Origin of the sequence: Halostella limicola (assembly GCF_003675875.1) — an archaeon.
GTDB lineage: Archaea > Halobacteriota > Halobacteria > Halobacteriales > Natronoarchaeaceae > Halostella > Halostella limicola.
On sequence record NZ_RCDI01000001.1, the window covers coordinates 579,143 to 598,540 of the forward strand.

The window sequence follows — 19,398 nt, forward strand, 5'->3', positions numbered from 1 at the left end:
ATTTAATAAACTTTATATATTTTCTATTGTTTATTTGGAAACGCTCTTTTGTTGAGTTCTTAAACTGTAAGGCATGGTAGAAAGTAACAAGAACCAAGAGGGGGAGGGCACGCTATCACGAAGAACAATACTGAGAGCGACAGGTGTGGGGGCAGCGGGAGCCGTTGGGTTAGCAGCCGGTCCGGGTACCGCAGCTGCCAACTGCCCGTGTGAAGGTGTGACGCTCGGGAAGTTAGATTCGGATGAAATTGAAAGTCTGGAAGAGGGGGAAACTTCCACGTTTGAGCTGACGTTAGATGGTGATCTTCGCATCGCCGATGACCCCGAGTGTCAGAATGACAAAATTGTAGAGGTATTAGCTAAGCCAACTGAGTTCAAGGGAAATGAGGTGACGTGTGTCGAGTTGGAAATCATTGATGACAATGGCGCCTGCAAATGTGCCGACGACGGCCTGTATCTCAACGGTGCCGTCGTTAAGGGAGGACCAGAGTTTGCAGAATTTAACTGCGGAGATGTGGATCAAGTAAATCAGAAATATAGCAAACTAGAGGTATGTGCGCCAATTAACGACAACAACGGGAAACGATATGGGATAAGCAATATCACCATCGAGGTTTGTGTCTTCCCGAATGATAAACAAACTGGAGGCGACTGCGTGAACGAGGGTGGAGGTTAAGATCGGCTCAATTCTTACCATAGGCTCACGATCTCAGCCACTTCCATGACCATATTTGGTTACTGAAGGGTTCAGCCAGATGACGACGATATTTACTTCCTATATAATTGGGATCCCTTAGCTCAGATGAATAGCCAATAAGCTTTGTAGTATATTCAGTTAGTTATCAGGTATACAAAAGTACCTATATAGTATATGTGCATATTATAACATCTTCGAGTATGTAAACCAAAATTGGCTAGATTATATAACACCAGCACAGGGCCTAAAATACGTTTCTAGGGACTAACAAGACGATTTAGCGCGATACCAGAAAGATTATATGTATGTATCCTATGATAGTCGGATAGATGACAAAGAAGCAGAAATCGGAAAAGCCAGAAACGTTTGAAGATGAGGACCAAGACGGATTCGAAGAACTGGAAGCTGTCGTCGACGACCGGATCCAAACGTGGTTCGAAAAACAAGACATTGATATCGAGGATCTGGAGAACGATTCTTCGACGTCGATGGCTCGTCGCGGCGTGTTAGGGATGCTCGGTGGAAGCGTTCTCGGTCTGGGGTTACAGAGTGGTTCGGCAGCAGCTCAAGGAGAGGTCCGCGAATCCATGTCGGTTGAGGCGACGACCCAAAGCCTACAGGCAGATCAGATCACCACCTCCGACGTCGACGGTATTCGATACGCGGAGACGGCAGACGAGATCCAACCGGCTATCGACGAGCTCGCTGAGCCAAACGGTGACGGATCTCGCGGCGGTATCGTCAAACTGGGTGCAAAAGTGTATAAGCCGGAGACGACGATCTGGCTGAAAGCCGGTGTGACGCTGGAAGGCGTTGAGACAAACCGCCATTTCAATCACCGGAATCATCCTGAGGCCCAAGCCACTGTCCTGTCGACCGAGAATCTCGGGAGCGAGGCGACGTTCCGACACAACGGCGATCATCCCCACGATCACTATCCCGTCGTTGCGAACTATCGGACGCCGCCGATGGAACTCGCGAACCGTGACCCGACCGACGAGGAACTAACGTACTGGGGCCACAATGTCGGGCTGCGGAACATCATCATCGACGCATCGGAAAAGAAGTATTACAAGTCAGGCTACTTCGGCGCATACGACGCGACGCTCTTCTCGCGGTCGGACAACCTCCGGCTCGAAAACGTCGAAACAAGAAACTTCGACGGATACGGCCTCTTCCTCAACGGGTGCCGTGGCGTTCGCGACCTCGGTGGACGGTATGAAGGAGGTGCAACGGACTTCCACTGCAACGCCGTTACACTGCACACGGCCTACCCCCCGGACCCGACCGTTTACACCACCGGGATCTTTGACCTCGAAGCTGTCGGCCCGGCCCCGACTATGGAAACGTTCACGCATGGGGTCAAGTTCGTCTCGGGCGGCTGGTCACAAGCGAGGATCGAGGAAACGGAGCCCCGTTTCATCGGGAGCGAAAGTGACTACTACGCGGGGAATGCTCCACTCACCAATACGGAAGATTCCACAGCTATCTGGAAGCACGAACACGGCCACGCGGACATGGACGGATACACTATCGAGGGGAAAAATGGGAATGCAGATGGTGTCTGGTGTCAGTACAACCATGCTAACATCTCTAATACCTCTATCTCGAACGTTCGGTACGGGTATCGGCTCAACGGGATGGTTCCAGCTCGGATTAGTAACTGCCATTTCTCCAACACTGAGGCCGGTATCTCTTGTGAGACCCACATTCCGAATGTAAATGGACTCACGATCTCAAATTCGGACGCAGGAGTTCTATTCAACTCTGGGCGCGCCAATCAGTACGGGACACTTTCAGAGATAATCTTCTCGGACGTCGATTACGGTCTCAAGGGATTCAATTCGAAGCAGGTTGTCGTTAACAACCCCGACTTCCGTGGCTGTGGGACGGCCGTGGATGTAGAATTCGACGAACTCGAACTCAATAATCCCGTCTACTGACCACGCCGTATCCTATACAAGTCTTTATTCTGCTTCAGGGAGACTCTCAGAAATCCCATCTCCAAGTAGCCCAATGGAGTATTTTCATCCCTGTTTGATTAGGTAGCCGACATTTGGCGCAACGTAACCATGAGTGACATTTCGTCCGTTAACAATTCTCTCAAATGTATCGCTTTTGTGAACATCATCAGCTATGACTGTGGCGTTGGGAGCGAGGTTCGACCACACGATGTTGAGTTCTTCGTCAAATATGCTCGCCATCGTATCGTGGAGAAAGAGATCGACGTCGTCCAAGTCGGAAACAACACTTGGAAGCTTCTCTTGGGACTTTCCTTTCGTGAGTGACCATCGGTATCGGAGATCGTCAGGAATGATCCAGCCGGGTTCCTCTCCCTCCGGGATACGATCAGGATCCGGATAATCGACGGAATAGAGGTTGCCGTGCCCGTTCTCTTCCAGGGCCTGAAGGAGGATGTATGTCGAGACGCCGTTACAGACTCCCGTTTCAACTATCGTATTCGGTTTGAATTTTCGGACGAATGCGTACAACCGAGGATGGGTGAACTGGTTGATCGCCGCGAATCGTCCGTGTCCCGTTCGCCGACGGTGTTTAACGCGAGAGGTCTCGATACGACCCATCACGTTCGATTCTTTGAATTCCTCGACATATGCTTCAAACTCCGTCTCACTATCAAAGAACTTACGGACAAACCCCTGTCTGTAGTTCGGGGCGATTCCGCTACCCTCCATGTAATCCTCGTACACGGTACGGATCACTCGTTGAAGCGGTTCTGGTAGCTGTCGGAACGTCCGGAACGCACGACGATGCCAATCCACGGATATCATTATCTTCCAATATCTGTGTGAAGCATTATCAATGCATGTTTTGTTGTGGTTCGACGATCGCCTATCATGGTATTTTGAGATTGGGAAGAGAATAAGTCCAGACAGGACAAGGTTCTCACACGCCTGTTTCATTTAACGGCATCTGAATTTTTTCGCTGTCTATTGGTGGAATGAATAGGGGTTAGACTATTATACAATGGTATCGTATTAATTCCGAGGGCCATCAACAATGGTATTAAATAGGGTGTGGAAGGGATTCGCTACTTCTGTCACTACCGGTCTTTGGGTCGCCACTATCGTCATGGTGCTGGTGTTACTACCCCCACTCATAACCACACCGATGCCCTTCGGCATGTCCTGGCAGACGGGAACCGATATTCTCAAGTTGTGTTCTGTCTTCGTTGCCGTGGCCGCTCTCTTGGAGTTTATTACGCGGTTTTAGATTGTCTCTGTATCGTTTTCGTGGCTTTCGTTTGAGTGGTACAACGTCGCTTGTCCGCTGGTGTAGACTTTATTCCGCTGCTCGGTCTCCAGTTCGTAGTCAGCTAACGGACGCTGCTCAAGGTGTGTTTCCCAGACGATACCGGAGACTACGTTGTGACCACCGAGGAGGATGTATCCCGGGTCCGACGACGAATCGGCGACATTCTCGAGATCATACTTCGGCTTGAATCGATATGGTCCTCGGGTCGACCGGGCAGCTGTCTCTCCATTATACCAGTCCGTCGCTTGCTGGTAGACAACCCTATCGCTATACATCTGTAGCTGCCGATCCATGTGGTCAGCCGTCCATGCATGAGCCTGTATATCGGTCTCCACGAACGTGCCAACTCGATGGGATGGGTAGTCCTCCTTCGTCGTATCACCGGCAAGGGGAACGGTACTTGGTGCGTATCCTCCGAGGACCACTGCAGCCATCACGCCGCTATTGACAAGAAGGAAAACAGCTAGGAGGACGGCGAGTGCTGTGCATTGCCGCCGACTCACTGCTTCCAAATCGCTCACTACCGATGGATGCCAACCCACCTGCTCAGTAACTCGCAAAATACTGCTCCGGAGGAGTTTCCCCATCGTGACGACAGCCACAACGACGAATACTGCGTCAAAAGCGAGAACTACCATCATCGGACGGCCGCCGCCCCACTGGCCCGAGAAGATGACCGTCCCACCGAAAAGGACGAAGACGAGAGTTCCAAGTGCCAGATATCCCTTATCAAATTCAGTGTCTTCAAAGTCGAAGACGTGACGGGCATAAACCACTGTTAGTCCGGCCCCCGTGAGGAAGCCTATTAGCACGTAGAGGTACTTTGAGAGAACGATCGACTCCGCACCGTAGTCCACAGTCATCCGTGTCATCGTCGACCCATGTCCAGATGTTTCTCCGATTAGGTCGCTATAGATCTTAACAAGACGCTGTTTCAGTAATTCAAACTTCGTTCCGTCTCCCGTATAGAGGTACCATCCGAGGACGGCTACCACGTAAGCCATGACGAACTGTGGTGTCAAAATACCGCCCCATCTCTCAAACGTACTATCCGCGTGATTAGACTCTTCAGCTCCATCGGCGGGTTGTCCTCCATCTGTGATTCTCCTTTCTACTTGGTGGAGTCGGTGAATTCCGACACTGATGACATCATTGCTGATGAGGAGTACGAATGCGCCAACGATGGCAAACATTACGTAGTAAGAGGTCCCGTAATGTGAGACGATTAGACCGTACGCAAACGGAAATGCCAGTCCGCGGCGCTGGAACACGGAGAACTCTGACTCGCTCATCGCAAGTCCGATTAGTACGAAGAAGAAGACGGGCATTGACGCTCGCGGCGTCGAAGGATATTGATAGTAGAATGGATGGGCAAAAATGAACAACACCGCGCCAAGGAAAGCCGTCCGTGTTGACGTGTAGCGACGAGACGCAGTGTAGATACCTGCCGGAATGAACGCGACGAGGAACGGCATAATCACCTTCATTTGAGTCAGAATTTCGATTCCTGCCAACCGTGCAAGAGCCGGCATTAGTACTGCGTTCGGAAGGAGGTTTTCAGCACTCAGAGCGTACGCCTCAGTCTCGTAGAATGTGACGACTGACGCGTGCCCGCCGTAGACGAATCCCTCCCAGAGACTCTTATGATAGAGGAGCGCCAGTGCCATAGACCAGACCGCAAGTGTGAGATACCGATCGTCGAAATACGAGAGCGAAATTGCGATAGCAAGGACTGCGAGACCGCCGAGGACGAGTATCAGGGGCACGTTCCTTCCAGTGACGTTGAGCAACTTGACGCTAAGGATGCTCCAGAGCGGTACGAGCAAAAGAATCATCGGCTGAATGGGGAGCGTATCCAGAGAAGCCGGAATTGTCAGATCAATTGACTTCGGTGCCTCATGATAGCGAACACCTATCGTAAGTACACCAAGAAGCGTGAGCATCCCCACTAACAGTGGACCGATGGCCAGCGGCCGTTCACGTCCGATGAACGGAAGCACGCCAGCGAGGAGACCAACGGCCATCAGAAGGACGGCACCGACTCCGAGAGCATACACTAACCACGCTGTTTGAGGCCGTGGTCGAACGCCAAGCAATGATAGCGTGAGTGCTCCTGGACCGAACAAGAAGACAGCCAAGACGAGTACGGGTCGAATAATCGGCAACTCAACGCCGACTCGCTCAAAGAGAATCGTCACAACGAGTAAGGCCGCACCGACAGCTAGTAGTCCGTCTAATCGTATTCGTATTGACCGCCACCCGTTGCCATTCGTCTGTTTCAAATTTAATATAGGTTCACTCATCGTTCCGTTCAAATATATCCCAACGCCTCTAGATGCGAGACGTCGGCCTTGGACAGTTCCTGTTCGGTGCGATCGATTTGTTCAAGCCTATCGAGGTGTTCATAACATCTGTTGACGAGTCGATCTGGTGCCTCCTCGATAGGTTGCTCTTCCCCTTCTCTCCACGCCCACTCACTTTCGTTTGATCCGAGAACAACTTTCCACTCTTGGGTGTATACGACAGATAGATGTCGACGGAGGAGTTCTTGGAGATCAGGATATCGTTGTTCAAGGATGTCGGTCCCGGTCGCGGGAACTTCACTCGCGACGATCCCGTCTGATGGTTTCAGCGGTCCAATATTACGTCCATCTGTCTCTAGCAGCTGGTTGATAGCATCCGTGAATAGTCTCTTCAAATCCTTCGTCGAAACGGGCGTTTCCACGCGGCGTCCTTCGAGTTCGGGATGGGCAATAACCAGCGGGACACGAAGGTGGGCATCACTCGCCGAACAGACGTGTCCCATCCGTCGCTCACCCATTTCGTTAACTTCGCCGAGATTTTCTCCATGATCGGCAGTTACAACAATAACGGTTTCATCGCGCAGATTGTGTCGTTCTAAAGATTTCAATAGTCTGCCCAGATGTTCGTCAGCAGTTCGGACCTCGCCTGTATAGAGTGTTCGAACCGTATCTAAGGTTTCTTCAGGTGGTGATATTCTTGGCCCATAACGGTCTATGAACTCAAAAGGATGTGTATCCTCTGCTATTTGATCAAGTTCCTTATATCTAAATGTGCGTCCACTGAATTCTTGTTGAAACCGTTCAGGCGGCGCATACGGATGGTGGGGGTCCATGTAGTTTGTGAACAAAAAGAAAGGCTCATTTTCGTCTTCCGTCTTCTCAAAGAGTCGTGTCAACCACTTCGTGTTTTTCTTCGGGTCGTACATGAACTCATTGTACCGGCTAAACCGGCGGTGGGGAATCCGCGAAAAAATGGAATATTGTCCGACCAACTGTGAGAGGCCGGCCGCGGCAACGTTGATTGCACTCTTTACTGGTCGCTCATGTTTCACAACGGTTCGGAGAAGTCTTAAATATCCGATATCATTTGCTTGTAATTCATCATTCCCCTCCTCACGCACTGTCCCAGCATATCCGTGGACGTCTAGACCATCAGGATAGACGGTCACACCTTGCGTGTTATAAAACGCGTCGAATCCGTGGTCGAATCCATACTTTGCTGAGGCGAAACCGTTAGCGGAGACGCCATACCGAGTGTACCCGGCATCGCCCAGATCGGTTAGTAGCGGCATCGAAGAGATCTTGTGAGTCTGTTTAAATGTCCCATGGCAATGGGGGAGCACCCCAGTTACCATTGAAACATGAGATGGTAACGAAGTCCCCGCAGGGGCTATCGCATTTTCGAACCAAAGATTCTCTTTAGCGAGTTTTCGAAGATTCGGAGCGGCTGAACAAGCTACGTCCAGACGAGCCGCATCCCAGACGATGAATAGTATATTTGGTTTTAACATTGACAATAGCTTTTGATTCCAAGGGGGAAGAATGTTAGTGAGTAAAATTTCTACTCATATTTCATTTCCTACAATTATTTCAATGACCAAATGTATTGAGGGAGAGTTTAATTATCATTGAATCCGAATCCTTGGTTTATGCGTTCAGTCTGCCCTTTAGAAGCGAAATTGCATCAGATCATCAAGAAAAAGGAGGAATAAGAGATGAGAATACTATTATTGAAAACATGGATAACAAACATAGGGAATGGGTTTATAGATAAAGGAGCAAGGGCACTGATTCAGAGTACTCTACCAGACTCCGAAGTAATCGAAATTAGTGCATATGGAAATTTTGCTGCGGATGAAAAAGCTACGGGGACGGTATCCAATATAGCGAGGGAGGTTTTAGATATTGATTGTAGAGAGAAAGACTATCAGGAACAGAATAAGGCCCTTAATCTATCCGAGCTTTTCAAGGCCGATCTAGCAATTCTCCCTGGCTGTGTATTAACCAGTCACGCTCTGCGAAAATATGATAAGGTTTTGCAATCTCTGACTAATCGTGATATACCTATAATAATTGTTGGAGGAGGCGGTGGTATTTACACGAAAGAAATGCAGGAATTTGTCCGAAAGCGGTTTAAGAGATTCAAGATCACCGCCTTATTAACTCGTGACAAAAAAGCTTATGAATGCTATAATGACGATGTCATTTATGCTTATGACGGTATTGACTGTGCATTTTATATTGATGAGTGGTATCAACCCCCAAATATTGAGAAGACATTTATGGCTTCCACTTTCGATAAAGTAGAGGAACCTCCGATAGAATATAATGGCCTTATCGTGAGGCCTCACCATGCTCCCTTTGGTACGCCTTTTCAAGGATTTGCGAAAAGAATTATTAGACCAGACGATCGTCCTATAGATTTGTCTTCAGATATTCGACATTCTATCAAGTCAGTTGCCAAATCGTGGTTATCTGAGGGATATTTTGAAGATGAGAACCTATTCATATCTGATAGTATAAAAGATTATCTGACCATATACTCAAATGCGGAAAAGACAGTTTCTGATCGTGTTCACGCCTGTGTCCCATCACTTGTATATGGAAACTGCGCCTACTTTTCGTATGAAACTCCTAGAGCTGGATTATTTGACAAAGTACTTGGTGAAAATATATCTAGCGGTTACAACGAAATTGACCAAGAGAAATTACGCGTAGAAAAAAGAGCCCAATCTGAGGCATTAAAGGAGGCAGTAGAAGTTTCGAAATGAACGAAGATCATGGTTATAAAGTAAGATTATTTATACTGCATATAGAAGTCTACCTTCATGAAGAAAGAACCATTCCAGAGGAATGATGATCTCTGCAGCAGTGAAGAGAGTTTTGCTACTAATAGTTCTTCCCCAATTGCGTCGACACTAGATGTTACCTTTCTATCATCGTTTTCCCATGACGTACACTTAGGATTTGCAAATTCAATTGATGCAAACATTGTTGATTTCCGATCAACATACAACGGTCCCATGAAAAATACTCCATTTGGTGATGCTATGGCTGGCAGGTATTGGCCAGAAAGTGATATCTATATGATCGAAGGTTCATCACCGCTCATTGCCGCTGCTGCCCGGAACCTAATTGATGATTCAATTTTTATATATTTAGGGGCTGATCGTGGGATGTTTGGATTAACAAATGCTAGTGAAAGAACAATGAGGAATTCCATATTTAATGATCTCATAGAAAGATATGGTAATTTTGCTGCCAAACAATTAATAGAGGATACTATAGATGGGGTAATAGCAGTCTCAGATTTCATAGCAGATTATACTCGTCTCTTTGTTGGATCCAAAACACCCATTCGTATCGCACACCCGTATATAGAATATAAAAAATATAGTAGATTGGCTAAAGTTAGCCCTGAAATTTCTTCCACCAAGGCCGTTACGATAGGGCGGTCAATGAATTATAAAGGGATAGAACAACTTGTAAAAGGATGGACAAAGGTACGTGAAAGTAATTCTAAAGCAGAATTAAAAATTGTCGGCCCAGGAGATCATCCAATAGAATATGAAGAAACACCAGGTGTAACCGTTGAGGGATATGTTGATGATATTACAAATATTTTTAACGATGCATCTCTGTTTATCCAACCTTCACGTGGTGATGCCTTCCCTGTAAGTACACTTGAAGCTTTAAGAGCTGGAGTCCCAGCAATTGTCACTCTTACCACTGGAACTCGCTCCGAAATTCGCGCTATTGACGGTGATCTCGTTGTTGACTCCAACGCATCCGCTCTCGCCGAGGGTATCATTGATTATTTCGACTCTGATGTTAATCGTCGGCATGAGTTATCCCAGCGTGCCCGCGAACGAGGGGCATGTTTTGATCCCGAGTCACGCAAGGCGGCCTTCCGAAAGGCGTTTGAAAGCCTTCTTCGGGATATTTTACTATGATCTTCGTGTATTAAAATACTTCACAACCCTTCGAGCACTGGCTAACTGAACTCCTGTTGAGTCTTCAAATCGGTTAATTACTTCAATATCAATTGGTTTGATCGCCCCAAGTCTGATAACTAACGGCCCATACACAGTGAGGAATACCAGCCCGATACAAGCCACTGTAAGGAATGATGACGTGAAAAACCGGACAAAAACAGCATACCCAATTGCCACTAACAGCGCCACACCTATTAGCGGTTGTAGGAGTGCTCGCGAGAATGGCTGGATATCATACCAGTAATACAGTAGGGCGGTGTAAAATAGGTCACGAGTAACGAACGAGATCGCGGTCGCTGTCGCAGCACCAATGAGCCCAAATTTAGGAATGAACAGCACATTCAATCCAATATTCAGTAGTGCAACAGTACCATTACCGTATAAGTTTACGTGGTTGTGGCCGAATGCGACAAGAGCAGAACCGTTTGCACCAAGGATCGTCGTTACCATTACTGGAATGATGAGGATCTGAAGCGCCGTAGCCCCAGTTGCGTATTCATTACCGAACGCTGATTTGATTACCACTTCAGGAAAAAGAAAGACGAGGAGGAATAATGGAAGTGTCAGGAGTGTCATCCACTTCGTTACAACTTTGTAGGTTCGATCAGCTGACTGCACCTGATCGTGCTTCATCAATCGCGTCAGGACTGGCGGAAGGAGGAATGTCACAGGGTAAAAGAATATCATCCCGAGGCTATGTAACCGGTAAGCTACGTTGTAAGCGCCGACATCACCAGCAGCCATGAACATACCGACGAGAAACGTGTCTGTCTGTGCAAGAAGGTAATCTGCACTCGACGCAAGGAGGAGGGGAAAACTAAAGGTCAAAAGTTCGAACCGCATTGGTATCGTCGGTCCTCGGACCGAGAACGGCAAAGCCCGGTAGCTGAGATAAAGAGCCGCGAGGGCGCTCACAGCCATTGCCAGCACATTCCCCATCACTGCACCGGCTGCACCCCACCCCGCAAGTAGCAAGACGCCTATTAATACGACCTTGAGCCCGGTACTCAGTAGTTGGTTGACGAGGACATGGGTTTTTGCGTCGCGCAGCGCTCGCGCAGTTGACACACCGATTGTCATAAATACTGAAAATGGAATACCGACAGCTGCAATCCGAATCAGTGGGGTAATACTCGGGTTATTGAACAACCGAGTAGAGATTATTGGTGCGGTGACCATCAAGATTGACCCCATGACGAAACTTGACACTATTGCAATCTGGACACTCGCTTTCACTATACCCCTAGCCGTCGCCGGATCATCTTCGTGGTATGGAAGTTTCCGCATTACACCGGACTTCATACCGAGTCTGGCGATCAGCACCCCTACAGCCATTGTCATTGTCGCGAGTACAACACCGCCATATGCATCTGCTCCGAGTAGACGCGCCATGATTACCTGCAGACTAAATCCAAGTCCTAGTTTCGCAAGCCGGCCGCCGAAGACGAAACCTGCTCCACTTGCTATCGTCGCTAATTGAGAACTCTCGCTTTTGGGGTTATCAGAGTTGTTTCCCATTCTTCTAAGAAATATTCAACGAACTGTGGATATCCTGACTTCTCTAGTCATTTCTGTACCTTCTGGATAAATAGTTTTCCGTGAGGGGAGAGAATAAAACATTATAATTTCTCCCGAGATGAATCAGCTATAATCTTGCTTAATCGGACCTGCTCAGATTGGCGGTGACGGACAATATTTAGAAAAGAATTTCTCACTTTTGGATACTCGATGGCTACGTTGGCCTGCTCGTCGGGATCTTTTGTCACTTTATAAAGTTCCTCTTGGCCGCCAGCGTAGATGTATTCCCACTCCTCCGTGTCTGTTTGGTACGCCCACGACGACCCTCGGACACCGACGCGCTCGCTTTCTTCTGTCTTTGAGAGGACAAACTTGCGCGTGAATGCCTCTGGTTTAATGAGTTCACCGGTGGCGATGGCGGTCAAGAGGTCGGGCACGCATCGGAGCGAAACTGGTTCCTTGACTTGATCCACTGAATTGGACCCATGCACAAGCAGGGGGACGTGAACATTTTCGCGGTAGAGTTGCGGCCGATGACCGAACGTCCCATGTTCCTGAAATGCTTCTCCGTGGTCGGCGTGAAATACCGTTACGGGATCGTCCGCGGCGAAGTCCTCTCGATACTGCTCAATGAAACCGTCGACCGATCGGACGGTGTCACGATAGGCCCGACGGAGTTGACGGTCGAGATGCGACGGTAGCTCCTCGGTATACCCGTGGGCGTAATTGTAGCGGCCGTTTCCGTAGAGCATCCCTAGCACGGTAGTTTCCTTCCGATACCGACGAGGGGCAATGTATGGTTGGTGGGGATCCATCAGGAATACCCACAAAAAGTATGGTTCAGCGAGCGAATCGCGGGCAGCTTGAACCGTATCGTAGAAATCGGTCCACGTGAGCAGGACGTCTCCCCAGTCAATGCCCATAGTATCGCCGATCTTATCAGTCAGTGAGGAGTACCACGGTCTCTCCGATGCATCGGCCCCTTCGACGGCGTGGAACTCGTCGAACCCCTCGTCGAAGTTGGTGTCTTCGGTCGTCCAGGGGTTGGCCGTCACGCCCGCAGTCTCGTAGCCCCGATCTTGCATCCGCTCGGCAACGCTTCTGAATCTGCCGAGATGGCTCGCGATGCGCCGCCTACGGGCTTGCCATCTGGTCGACTTCTCCTCCCAATTCGAGTAGACACCTTGATCAGTGGGTCGGTAGAACTCCCCCGTGAATATCGCCGGCATTGAGGAGGGGGTGCGCGGTCCTGGCGCAAACGCCCGCTCGAACACCAGCGACTCCTCGGCGAGGGAGTCGAGCATCGGAGTCAAGTCGTGTTCACCGCCCGGTCCCTCATCTGCGAGGAAACCGCAGTGGTCCGCCCGGAGGCTATCCACGGTGACGAGTACGACGTTTCGGCTCACGGTCGCACCATATTCGTCGAATTCTTATCTTGGTCTTCCACCCTCACTGTGGTCGATTCTTCGGACGTCACGTTGACCCAGAGCCGCGTCGTGAGGTCCGGTTCGTCCGATATTTCGCTTTTGTACAGCAGGAACCGGACCCGGTGACGACCTGGTTCGTCGATGCTGAACGTCACGTTCGTCTCCCACGTCTCCCCCGCGGTGATGGTCGGTGATCTCGTCGCAAGTACGCCGTCGCCCGACGCGTTCGTATCGACGATCCGGATCTGGTAATCTGTTGTCTCTCCTTCGTAGTTAGTGACGCCGACCGTTACCGTTCCTGATTCGCCGGGTTCGAGCTGCGTCGGATAGTCACTGGCGTTCCCTTCCGATCCGAGGAGATAGAACTCCGTGTACGGGTCGGTCGACTGCGGAGGGTTCACCGCAATGTACCCGGTGGCCAGTAGCGAGGCTACGAACACGACGAGGACGATAGCGGTCAGTACCCGGTTGAGTGTTCCATCGCTCATGCGATGCATTCCCCCAGTTCGGCCATCGTTTTTATTTGAACCGCATCACGATCGCGATAGCTGGCCAGCGCCTCGAGGAACGACCGTATTGGTGGCCACTGCACATCGTTCGAGAGGTTGAACAGGTGGCTCCAGTAGTGAATACATCCATCATTCGAAGCCACGCTTTGCAACCCCTCAAGGAGGTACCGGCGGTGATGACGTTGCCGCACTGACCGTGGAAGCGTGCGGTAGAGAAGATGCGGTGATGCGGTCCCGTTCTGGAGGTACGGTGCAGACAGTGATGCGTGCCACGACGTATACGTCTCGACGACCCCGTCCACCTCTGCTGGCGAATAGACGGATGGGGTACGGGAGACCATCTCGACAGGATGTAGACGCCCAATGCGCTGCATCATGCGAGCTAGGGCATTCTCGGGATGACTCGGAGCCGCGATCGGCGGCCGGTATTCGACCGGACTGCGCACCGTTCGGATTCCGTGGTCGACAAGCACGTCCCGGGGCGGCGGTGCGTGGACCGGAGGGACGAACGACTGAACAGACGGTAGGTCACGCTCGTCGTGCAGATCGATCACGTGCTCAAGTTCCTGATCGATCACCGCCTCGCTCACCTCGTCGCAGCGTGCGTGCGAAAACGTGTGCGTACACACCTCGTGGTCGATCTCGGCTTTACGGACTCGCTCAACGAGATCCGGCGCGTAGTAGAGTGGGTCGGTACTCGAGTCAGTTCCCGGATCGGCGTCAAACCATCCCGGCGGATAGGGACCGTCGTGGGTTCCAGCACAGGAATCAAGCAGGAGGTGTCCCACTACATCGAAACTCACCGGCAGACCGAGGTCGTCACAGAGACCGAGCAGTCGTTCCAGCGTCTCGGTCTCTCGACGGCGCCCCTTGCTGTGTCGGTCCTGCGGATCTGCATCCTGAATATGGGCGAGGCCCCACGCAAGTTCGATCTCGAGGCTAATTGTCACTGTTGCGTCCATTATATGAAGTATGGTCTACGCCGGTCGGCTGTGTCCCGCATCTCATTTGGTCCCCACTCCTTTTTCGTCATGGCACGCCACGTTCTGTCTTAACGACACCGGTTATACACTTCACAAGAGTCTATGGTCTATGAAAGAAAATACGGGTCAAGCCTTAAATTGAAGATTGCTACGGCACCCAAGTCAGTAACAGAGAGCATCTCCCAGACGAATTGGTGAGATACTTCATGTATAGATACCCCATTAGAGCATAGTCGTGGCTGTCGGTCGCGGACCTTTAGTTATTGACCACAGTCAACTGATCAATCGCGGAACATCTAGTAGCCTACGTGGTTATTCACGAGAGAATCTCACGCCACAATGGCTTTACCGAATCGTAGCAACCCATCGACCGAATGGCGCTCGCAGTAACGCACTTCGCGCTAGGGATCACGCTGACGCTTCTCCTGGTCCACGTGGTAGCCCCCAAGACACAGTATCGTATGACGCTCAGCGTCTCCGGCGGACTCTGGGCGCTGCTGCCAGACCTCCATTACGTGGTCCCGGGACATTGGGGGTTGCTCTGGGGACTCAAACACACCGTTTTTGGCAATCTCTTCTGGTTTCACGCGGCGCTTGATGGTGCTGTCCAGGGACGTGGATCACGTCGGACAGCAGCCGTCACTCTCGGCGTCTTACTTCTCGTCGTCGCGGCCACTGAGCGTTGGGGCCAATCTGGGAATAGATACGAGTGACGATGCCTACCTTGAATCAATGTGTCGGTGACCTGCTAGGCCACTGCTGTGAGTGCATATTAATCGGTGAATGATATAACGGAGGAGCCGCAATCCTATTATCGAGAAAGCGGAGCAAACTGAGATGTGATGACTGCCCTAAGCTCTAACCATGGACATTACCGATTCCATTCAACACACTCGAACCCGTTTTCCGGCGACCGTCTCCAGTCGATCGCGACTCGCCCTCACTGTTGCTCTACCGACTGCCGCGGTCCTGACCGCTGAAACACTCCTCTACTTCCGCTACATCCAGTCGGCACTCCTCGTCCACCTGCTCGTACTAGTTGGATGCTCGCTTGCCCCGCTCGTGACGACTCGCGAGGCCACCGTGTTTCATGCCTTCCTGCTCGTTCCACTTTTTCGCCTGCTGAACTTCGGGATGCCGATCCTCGTCGAGAGTACACTCGCGTGGTTGACCCTGATTTACGGCGGGCTTCTCGGAGCGACCTATGTAGTTGCAAGCGAGCAACCGGAGGTGGAACTCCCAGGAGGTCAGGAAGTCTACGAACTCCTCACAGAGGCGCCGCTGGCCATCGTCTTCGGCGGTGTCCTCGCATCTATCGAGTTCTTCATTCTTCGGCCAGACGCACTCGTTACCTCTTGGGCTAGTTTTGACTTTTTCATACTCGTCGTTGTGATGGTCGGGTTCGTCGGGTTCGGGGAGGAGTTCCTCTTCCGAGGCGTCTTACAAGAGACGCTCACCGAGCGTGTCGGGCCAGTCCCGGCTATCGCACTTTCGGGGCTCATCTTTGGCGTGATGCACGGCTCTCACGGTATCCTCGCTGAGGTCGGGTTCGGCGTCGCTGCCGGTATGTTGTTCGGTTATCTCTATTATCGGTCGGAGAATCTGCTGGTCGTCGCGTTGGTTCACGGCGCGTTGAACGTATTCTTGTTCGGCCCGTTCGCGTTCTGAACGCAAATTTACGAGATCGCGTTGAGCTCGAGGAAGATAATGCCGACGAACACCAGTCCGAAGAGTACGATGATAGTCGATAGCACCCGTCGAAGCCGATCGTATTCACCATCTATCGCATCTATCAGATCAAGGTACGTTAGCAGATAGACGAGAGCTATTGTGACGAACATACCGCCGACAGCAATTCCCTCTGTTGCCACGGCGGACAGGCCTCCTGTCCCCGTTCCTGTGACGATTTCCGTGCCGGCGGCCGTCAATCCCATACGTATTGATCCCTGTCTTTCCCTAAACCGTTTGTGTCGTGGTGCTAACCGCTTTTCGAGATCTTCTATGACAGGGAAAATGATGAGTGTTGGAATACACATAGGGCTTGGGATCTGTTATTTATATCCTCGGTTTTAATGGTGCTATTCTGATTGTTAGAGCGAATAAAAGCAAACTTATTTGTATCGCCGTTAGTCGCTCAATCCTTTTAGCGACTCTGTCGAGTAGAGAGATGATCGGAAGGGACGCCGAGAGGCGGCCAACCAGCCACGATCATTTATCGCGTTATATTTGAAGATAGGTATAAAACACAGCACAAAATACTCCCCTCCAGGTTGCCAGTACATGGAATTACTCGTTGTCGGCCTCGACGGACTTTCGGACAATATGCTCTCCGAATTCGACGTCGAGACGCCATTTTTCGATCACGTACGGTCGGCGGGCGTTTCGGGCGACCTTCGGAGCGTGGACACGCCGACGACACTCCCCGCATGGACCTCCTTCGCTACTGGCTTAGATCCGGGTAGTCACGGCATCTCGACGATGCTGCAGCAGTCTTCTGATTACTCGATCAGTTCCGTATCCTGCAACACGACGGATCCTGCGGTTTACGATCTGCTCGACGATGCGGTGTTCGTCAATCTCCCAGCATCAGTCGAACGAGAACCAGCCGGTGAGACAAAACTCGTTTCTTCGATCCTCTCTGCTGACCCGTCGGACGCCGTTCCTGTCAGACTCCAATCACTAAGGGCCTTCGACGATTACGTCGTCCACGATGACGAAAGTCTGAAGTCTAATCCGGAGTCATATATCGAGCATCTGCGATCCGTCACTCGTGCACGTCACGCGTTCGCTGTAGAGGCGTTCGACCGCGAGGACCCGCGCATGGGATTCGTCCTCTTTTCGACGCCAGACTGGGTCGGCCACTTCCTACAGTTCGCTCCGAACGAGGAGTCACGCACACGGTGGTATCAGTCGATCATCGGACTGTGCGACGAGTACGCAGCCGACCTCGCCGATCGCACGAACGCAGAGAATATTCTCCTGCTCAGCGATCACGGTTTCGAGCGTAAACCGAAGGCCGTCCATCTACAAACCTGGCTCGAACGGGAGGACTATCTCGCGAAAGCCGACGGTCAGTCGCCAGTCCAACAGCTCGTTACGGGCGCCGCGAAGCAAGTCGCAAAGCGGTACGACGCGCTGTTCGATGTACTGCGGACTGCATATATTCGCGTGGCGAACACCACGGGAGGTGACCCACTCGAGGACGTCGTGGATTTCAATCCGGACGTGGACTTCGCGGCCTCGCGTGCATGGCAGCTCCGATACGGCTGTCTCTATATTAACGACGACCGATTCGATCATCCGACCGTCGACGATGTCGACGCGCTTCGCCGTGAGTTGCGCGACCAACTCACGTCACTAACTGACGAAGACGGAAATCAGGTGTTCACGTCAGTCCACACGCCCGAGGAGGTGTACGCCGACCCCGATCCTGACCACCGGCTGCCCGATCTCATCGCGCGACCCGCATCAGGGTACCTGCCGTTACGCGCGTTCTCTCCGACGGGAGACCCAGTTATTCCGAAACCTGGACACGCTCACTACGACCATCGATACCGCGGGCTCATCGCCGCTGAGGGGCCCTTGTTTGAGGAAAGTGACGTCGACGGGATGTCCATCGTCGACGTCGTTCCGACGCTCTTGCACGCACTGGGGGAACCAATCCTATCCACCTTCGACGGGGAGGTCCAAACGGAACTACTGACAGCGGACTCTGAGCCGATAACGCTACCCGACAGCGAAGTTCCGGTCCCACAAACACGCGAGAGTAGCGAGGACAGAGAAGCGGTCGCGCGTGACCAACTCCGCAATCTCGGCTACTTGGAGTAACTCATGGGACTGGACACTCAGACCGTCCGGAGCACAGTCGACCATTGGCGTCAGTCGCAACGACTCCGACTCGTGGCTATCTCCACCACGATGTATCTCGTCGGGACACTTCTCATCAACCGTGCAGCGCTCACTGTGGGCATTCCGCTCGATGCTTCAACGGGATTTGTACTGGCACTGGGGGTCGTGTTCGGCCCGACGGTGGCGATCGGCGCCGGTCTCGGATACGTCTTCACTGATCTCCTCACTGGCACCTTCGGTCTTCACAGCGCCTTCGGCTACGCAGCCGCGTTCCTCCTCGTATTCGTGGCCGTTGCATACTGGAATACGCTCGACAATCACATACCGCTCGAGCGCGGACGTTGGGACTTCGTACAGTTTGTTGTGGCCGCCACGCCTGCCGTCCTCACCGCTTCGACCGTCGAGGCGTGGGGAGCGGATCTTCTCGTCCGGGCACCATTCGCCACCGTGTTCCTTAACTCACTCGGCGGCACAGTCGGAGGAGTCGCTGTCGGACTCGCCGCGTTACCGATCGTCCGGTATTTGTCCGGAATTGGCTCGCTCGTTCGGACAGCCAGCCCGAGTTCCGAACCGGTATTTCCCAAGCGATGGGCGATCACGGTCGCAGTGGTGCCTGCCCTGTGGGGGGTATTCGGAACGCTCCTGAGCGTTGCGTTCCAGCCCCTCCAGCTCGAATATCCGCAGATCCTCGCGAACCGGTTCGGGTGGACCGCGCTAACTATCGTCGACCTCGTTGGACCTGCCGGGCGTAACGCGCAGTTCCTCCTTGGGCTCCTTGGATTTACCCTCCTCACCCTTGCCGTGGGGTCGGTTCGTCGCTCGTGACTTGTTCAAAACGCCATAA

At 51.7% G+C, this 19,398-nt stretch carries 16 protein-coding genes; 8 read left to right on the top strand and 8 right to left on the bottom strand.

Annotated features, from left to right (window positions below):
- The first annotated feature begins 73 nt into the window (after positions 1-73).
- Together D8670_RS20685 and D8670_RS03950 are read left to right on the top strand one after the other, a co-directional pair.
- Positions 74-676, top strand: a complete 603-nt coding sequence (locus D8670_RS20685) for a hypothetical protein (protein ID WP_162994163.1) — start codon at positions 74-76, stop codon at positions 674-676.
- A gap of 350 nt (positions 677-1,026) precedes the next feature.
- Positions 1,027-2,640: a hypothetical protein gene (locus tag D8670_RS03950; RefSeq protein ID WP_121816788.1), complete on the top strand. Its 1,614-nt coding sequence runs from the start codon at positions 1,027-1,029 to the stop codon at positions 2,638-2,640.
- Between the two features lie 84 nt (positions 2,641-2,724).
- Here D8670_RS03950 and D8670_RS03955 read toward each other — a convergent pair whose 3' ends face one another.
- The 3 genes from D8670_RS03955 to D8670_RS03970 all read right to left on the bottom strand — a co-directional run bounded on the left by D8670_RS03955 (position 2,725) and on the right by D8670_RS03970 (position 7,784).
- Positions 2,725-3,405, bottom strand: a complete 681-nt coding sequence (locus D8670_RS03955) for a class I SAM-dependent methyltransferase (RefSeq protein WP_162994164.1) — start codon at positions 3,403-3,405, stop codon at positions 2,725-2,727.
- 519 nt (positions 3,406-3,924) lie between these two features.
- Positions 3,925-5,994, bottom strand: coding sequence for a DUF2206 domain-containing protein (locus D8670_RS03965; RefSeq protein ID WP_162994165.1), 2,070 nt, complete (start codon positions 5,992-5,994; stop codon positions 3,925-3,927).
- 287 nt (positions 5,995-6,281) lie between these two features.
- Positions 6,282-7,784, bottom strand: coding sequence for a sulfatase-like hydrolase/transferase (locus D8670_RS03970; protein ID WP_121816792.1), 1,503 nt, complete (start codon positions 7,782-7,784; stop codon positions 6,282-6,284).
- A 204-nt stretch (positions 7,785-7,988) separates the two neighbouring features.
- Between D8670_RS03970 and D8670_RS03975 the strand changes: the two genes are divergently transcribed.
- Together D8670_RS03975 and D8670_RS03980 are read left to right on the top strand one after the other, a co-directional pair.
- Complete coding sequence (locus tag D8670_RS03975) at positions 7,989-9,044, top strand: polysaccharide pyruvyl transferase family protein (protein WP_121816793.1); 1,056 nt, start codon at positions 7,989-7,991, stop codon at positions 9,042-9,044.
- 57 nt (positions 9,045-9,101) lie between these two features.
- A complete protein-coding gene (locus D8670_RS03980; protein ID WP_121816794.1) occupies positions 9,102-10,226 on the top strand; it encodes a glycosyltransferase family 4 protein in 1,125 nt (374 codons plus the stop codon).
- Here D8670_RS03980 and D8670_RS03985 read toward each other — a convergent pair.
- From D8670_RS03985 to D8670_RS20690, 4 genes are all read right to left on the bottom strand, one after another.
- A complete protein-coding gene (locus D8670_RS03985) occupies positions 10,221-11,786 on the bottom strand; it encodes a flippase (protein ID WP_121816795.1) in 1,566 nt (521 codons plus the stop codon). The genes D8670_RS03980 and D8670_RS03985 overlap by 6 nt on opposite strands.
- Before the next feature lie 101 nt (positions 11,787-11,887).
- Positions 11,888-13,192, bottom strand: a complete 1,305-nt coding sequence (locus tag D8670_RS03990) for a sulfatase (protein WP_121816796.1) — start codon at positions 13,190-13,192, stop codon at positions 11,888-11,890.
- A complete protein-coding gene (locus tag D8670_RS03995; protein ID WP_121816797.1) occupies positions 13,189-13,710 on the bottom strand; it encodes a DUF1616 domain-containing protein in 522 nt (173 codons plus the stop codon). Before D8670_RS03995 ends, D8670_RS03990 begins: the two co-directional genes overlap by 4 nt.
- Entirely contained in the window at positions 13,698-14,684 is a 987-nt protein-coding gene (locus tag D8670_RS20690) for a polysaccharide deacetylase family protein (protein ID WP_162994166.1), read from the bottom strand. Before D8670_RS20690 ends, D8670_RS03995 begins: the two co-directional genes overlap by 13 nt.
- Positions 14,685-15,079: 395 nt before the next feature.
- Between D8670_RS20690 and D8670_RS04005 the strand changes: the two genes are divergently transcribed.
- Both D8670_RS04005 and D8670_RS04010 read left to right on the top strand, forming a co-directional pair.
- On the top strand, positions 15,080-15,418 hold the full coding sequence (locus tag D8670_RS04005) for a hypothetical protein (protein WP_121816799.1): 339 nt from the start codon (positions 15,080-15,082) through the stop codon (positions 15,416-15,418).
- A gap of 151 nt (positions 15,419-15,569) precedes the next feature.
- Positions 15,570-16,373: a CPBP family intramembrane glutamic endopeptidase gene (locus D8670_RS04010; RefSeq protein WP_121816800.1), complete on the top strand. Its 804-nt coding sequence runs from the start codon at positions 15,570-15,572 to the stop codon at positions 16,371-16,373.
- A gap of 8 nt (positions 16,374-16,381) precedes the next feature.
- Here D8670_RS04010 and D8670_RS04015 read toward each other — a convergent pair whose 3' ends face one another.
- The gene (locus D8670_RS04015) at positions 16,382-16,639 is read right to left on the bottom strand and encodes a hypothetical protein (RefSeq protein ID WP_121816801.1); all 258 of its coding nucleotides are present in this window, start codon (positions 16,637-16,639) and stop codon (positions 16,382-16,384) included.
- A 346-nt stretch (positions 16,640-16,985) separates the two neighbouring features.
- Here D8670_RS04015 and D8670_RS04020 point away from each other — a divergent pair, with 346 nt between their 5' ends.
- Together D8670_RS04020 and D8670_RS04025 are read left to right on the top strand one after the other, a co-directional pair.
- Positions 16,986-18,533 (top strand): alkaline phosphatase family protein, encoded by a 1,548-nt coding sequence (locus tag D8670_RS04020; RefSeq protein ID WP_121816802.1) that lies wholly within the window; start codon positions 16,986-16,988, stop codon positions 18,531-18,533.
- A gap of 3 nt (positions 18,534-18,536) precedes the next feature.
- Positions 18,537-19,379 (top strand): hypothetical protein, encoded by an 843-nt coding sequence (locus D8670_RS04025; RefSeq protein WP_121816803.1) that lies wholly within the window; start codon positions 18,537-18,539, stop codon positions 19,377-19,379.
- Positions 19,380-19,398 lie beyond the last annotated feature (19 nt).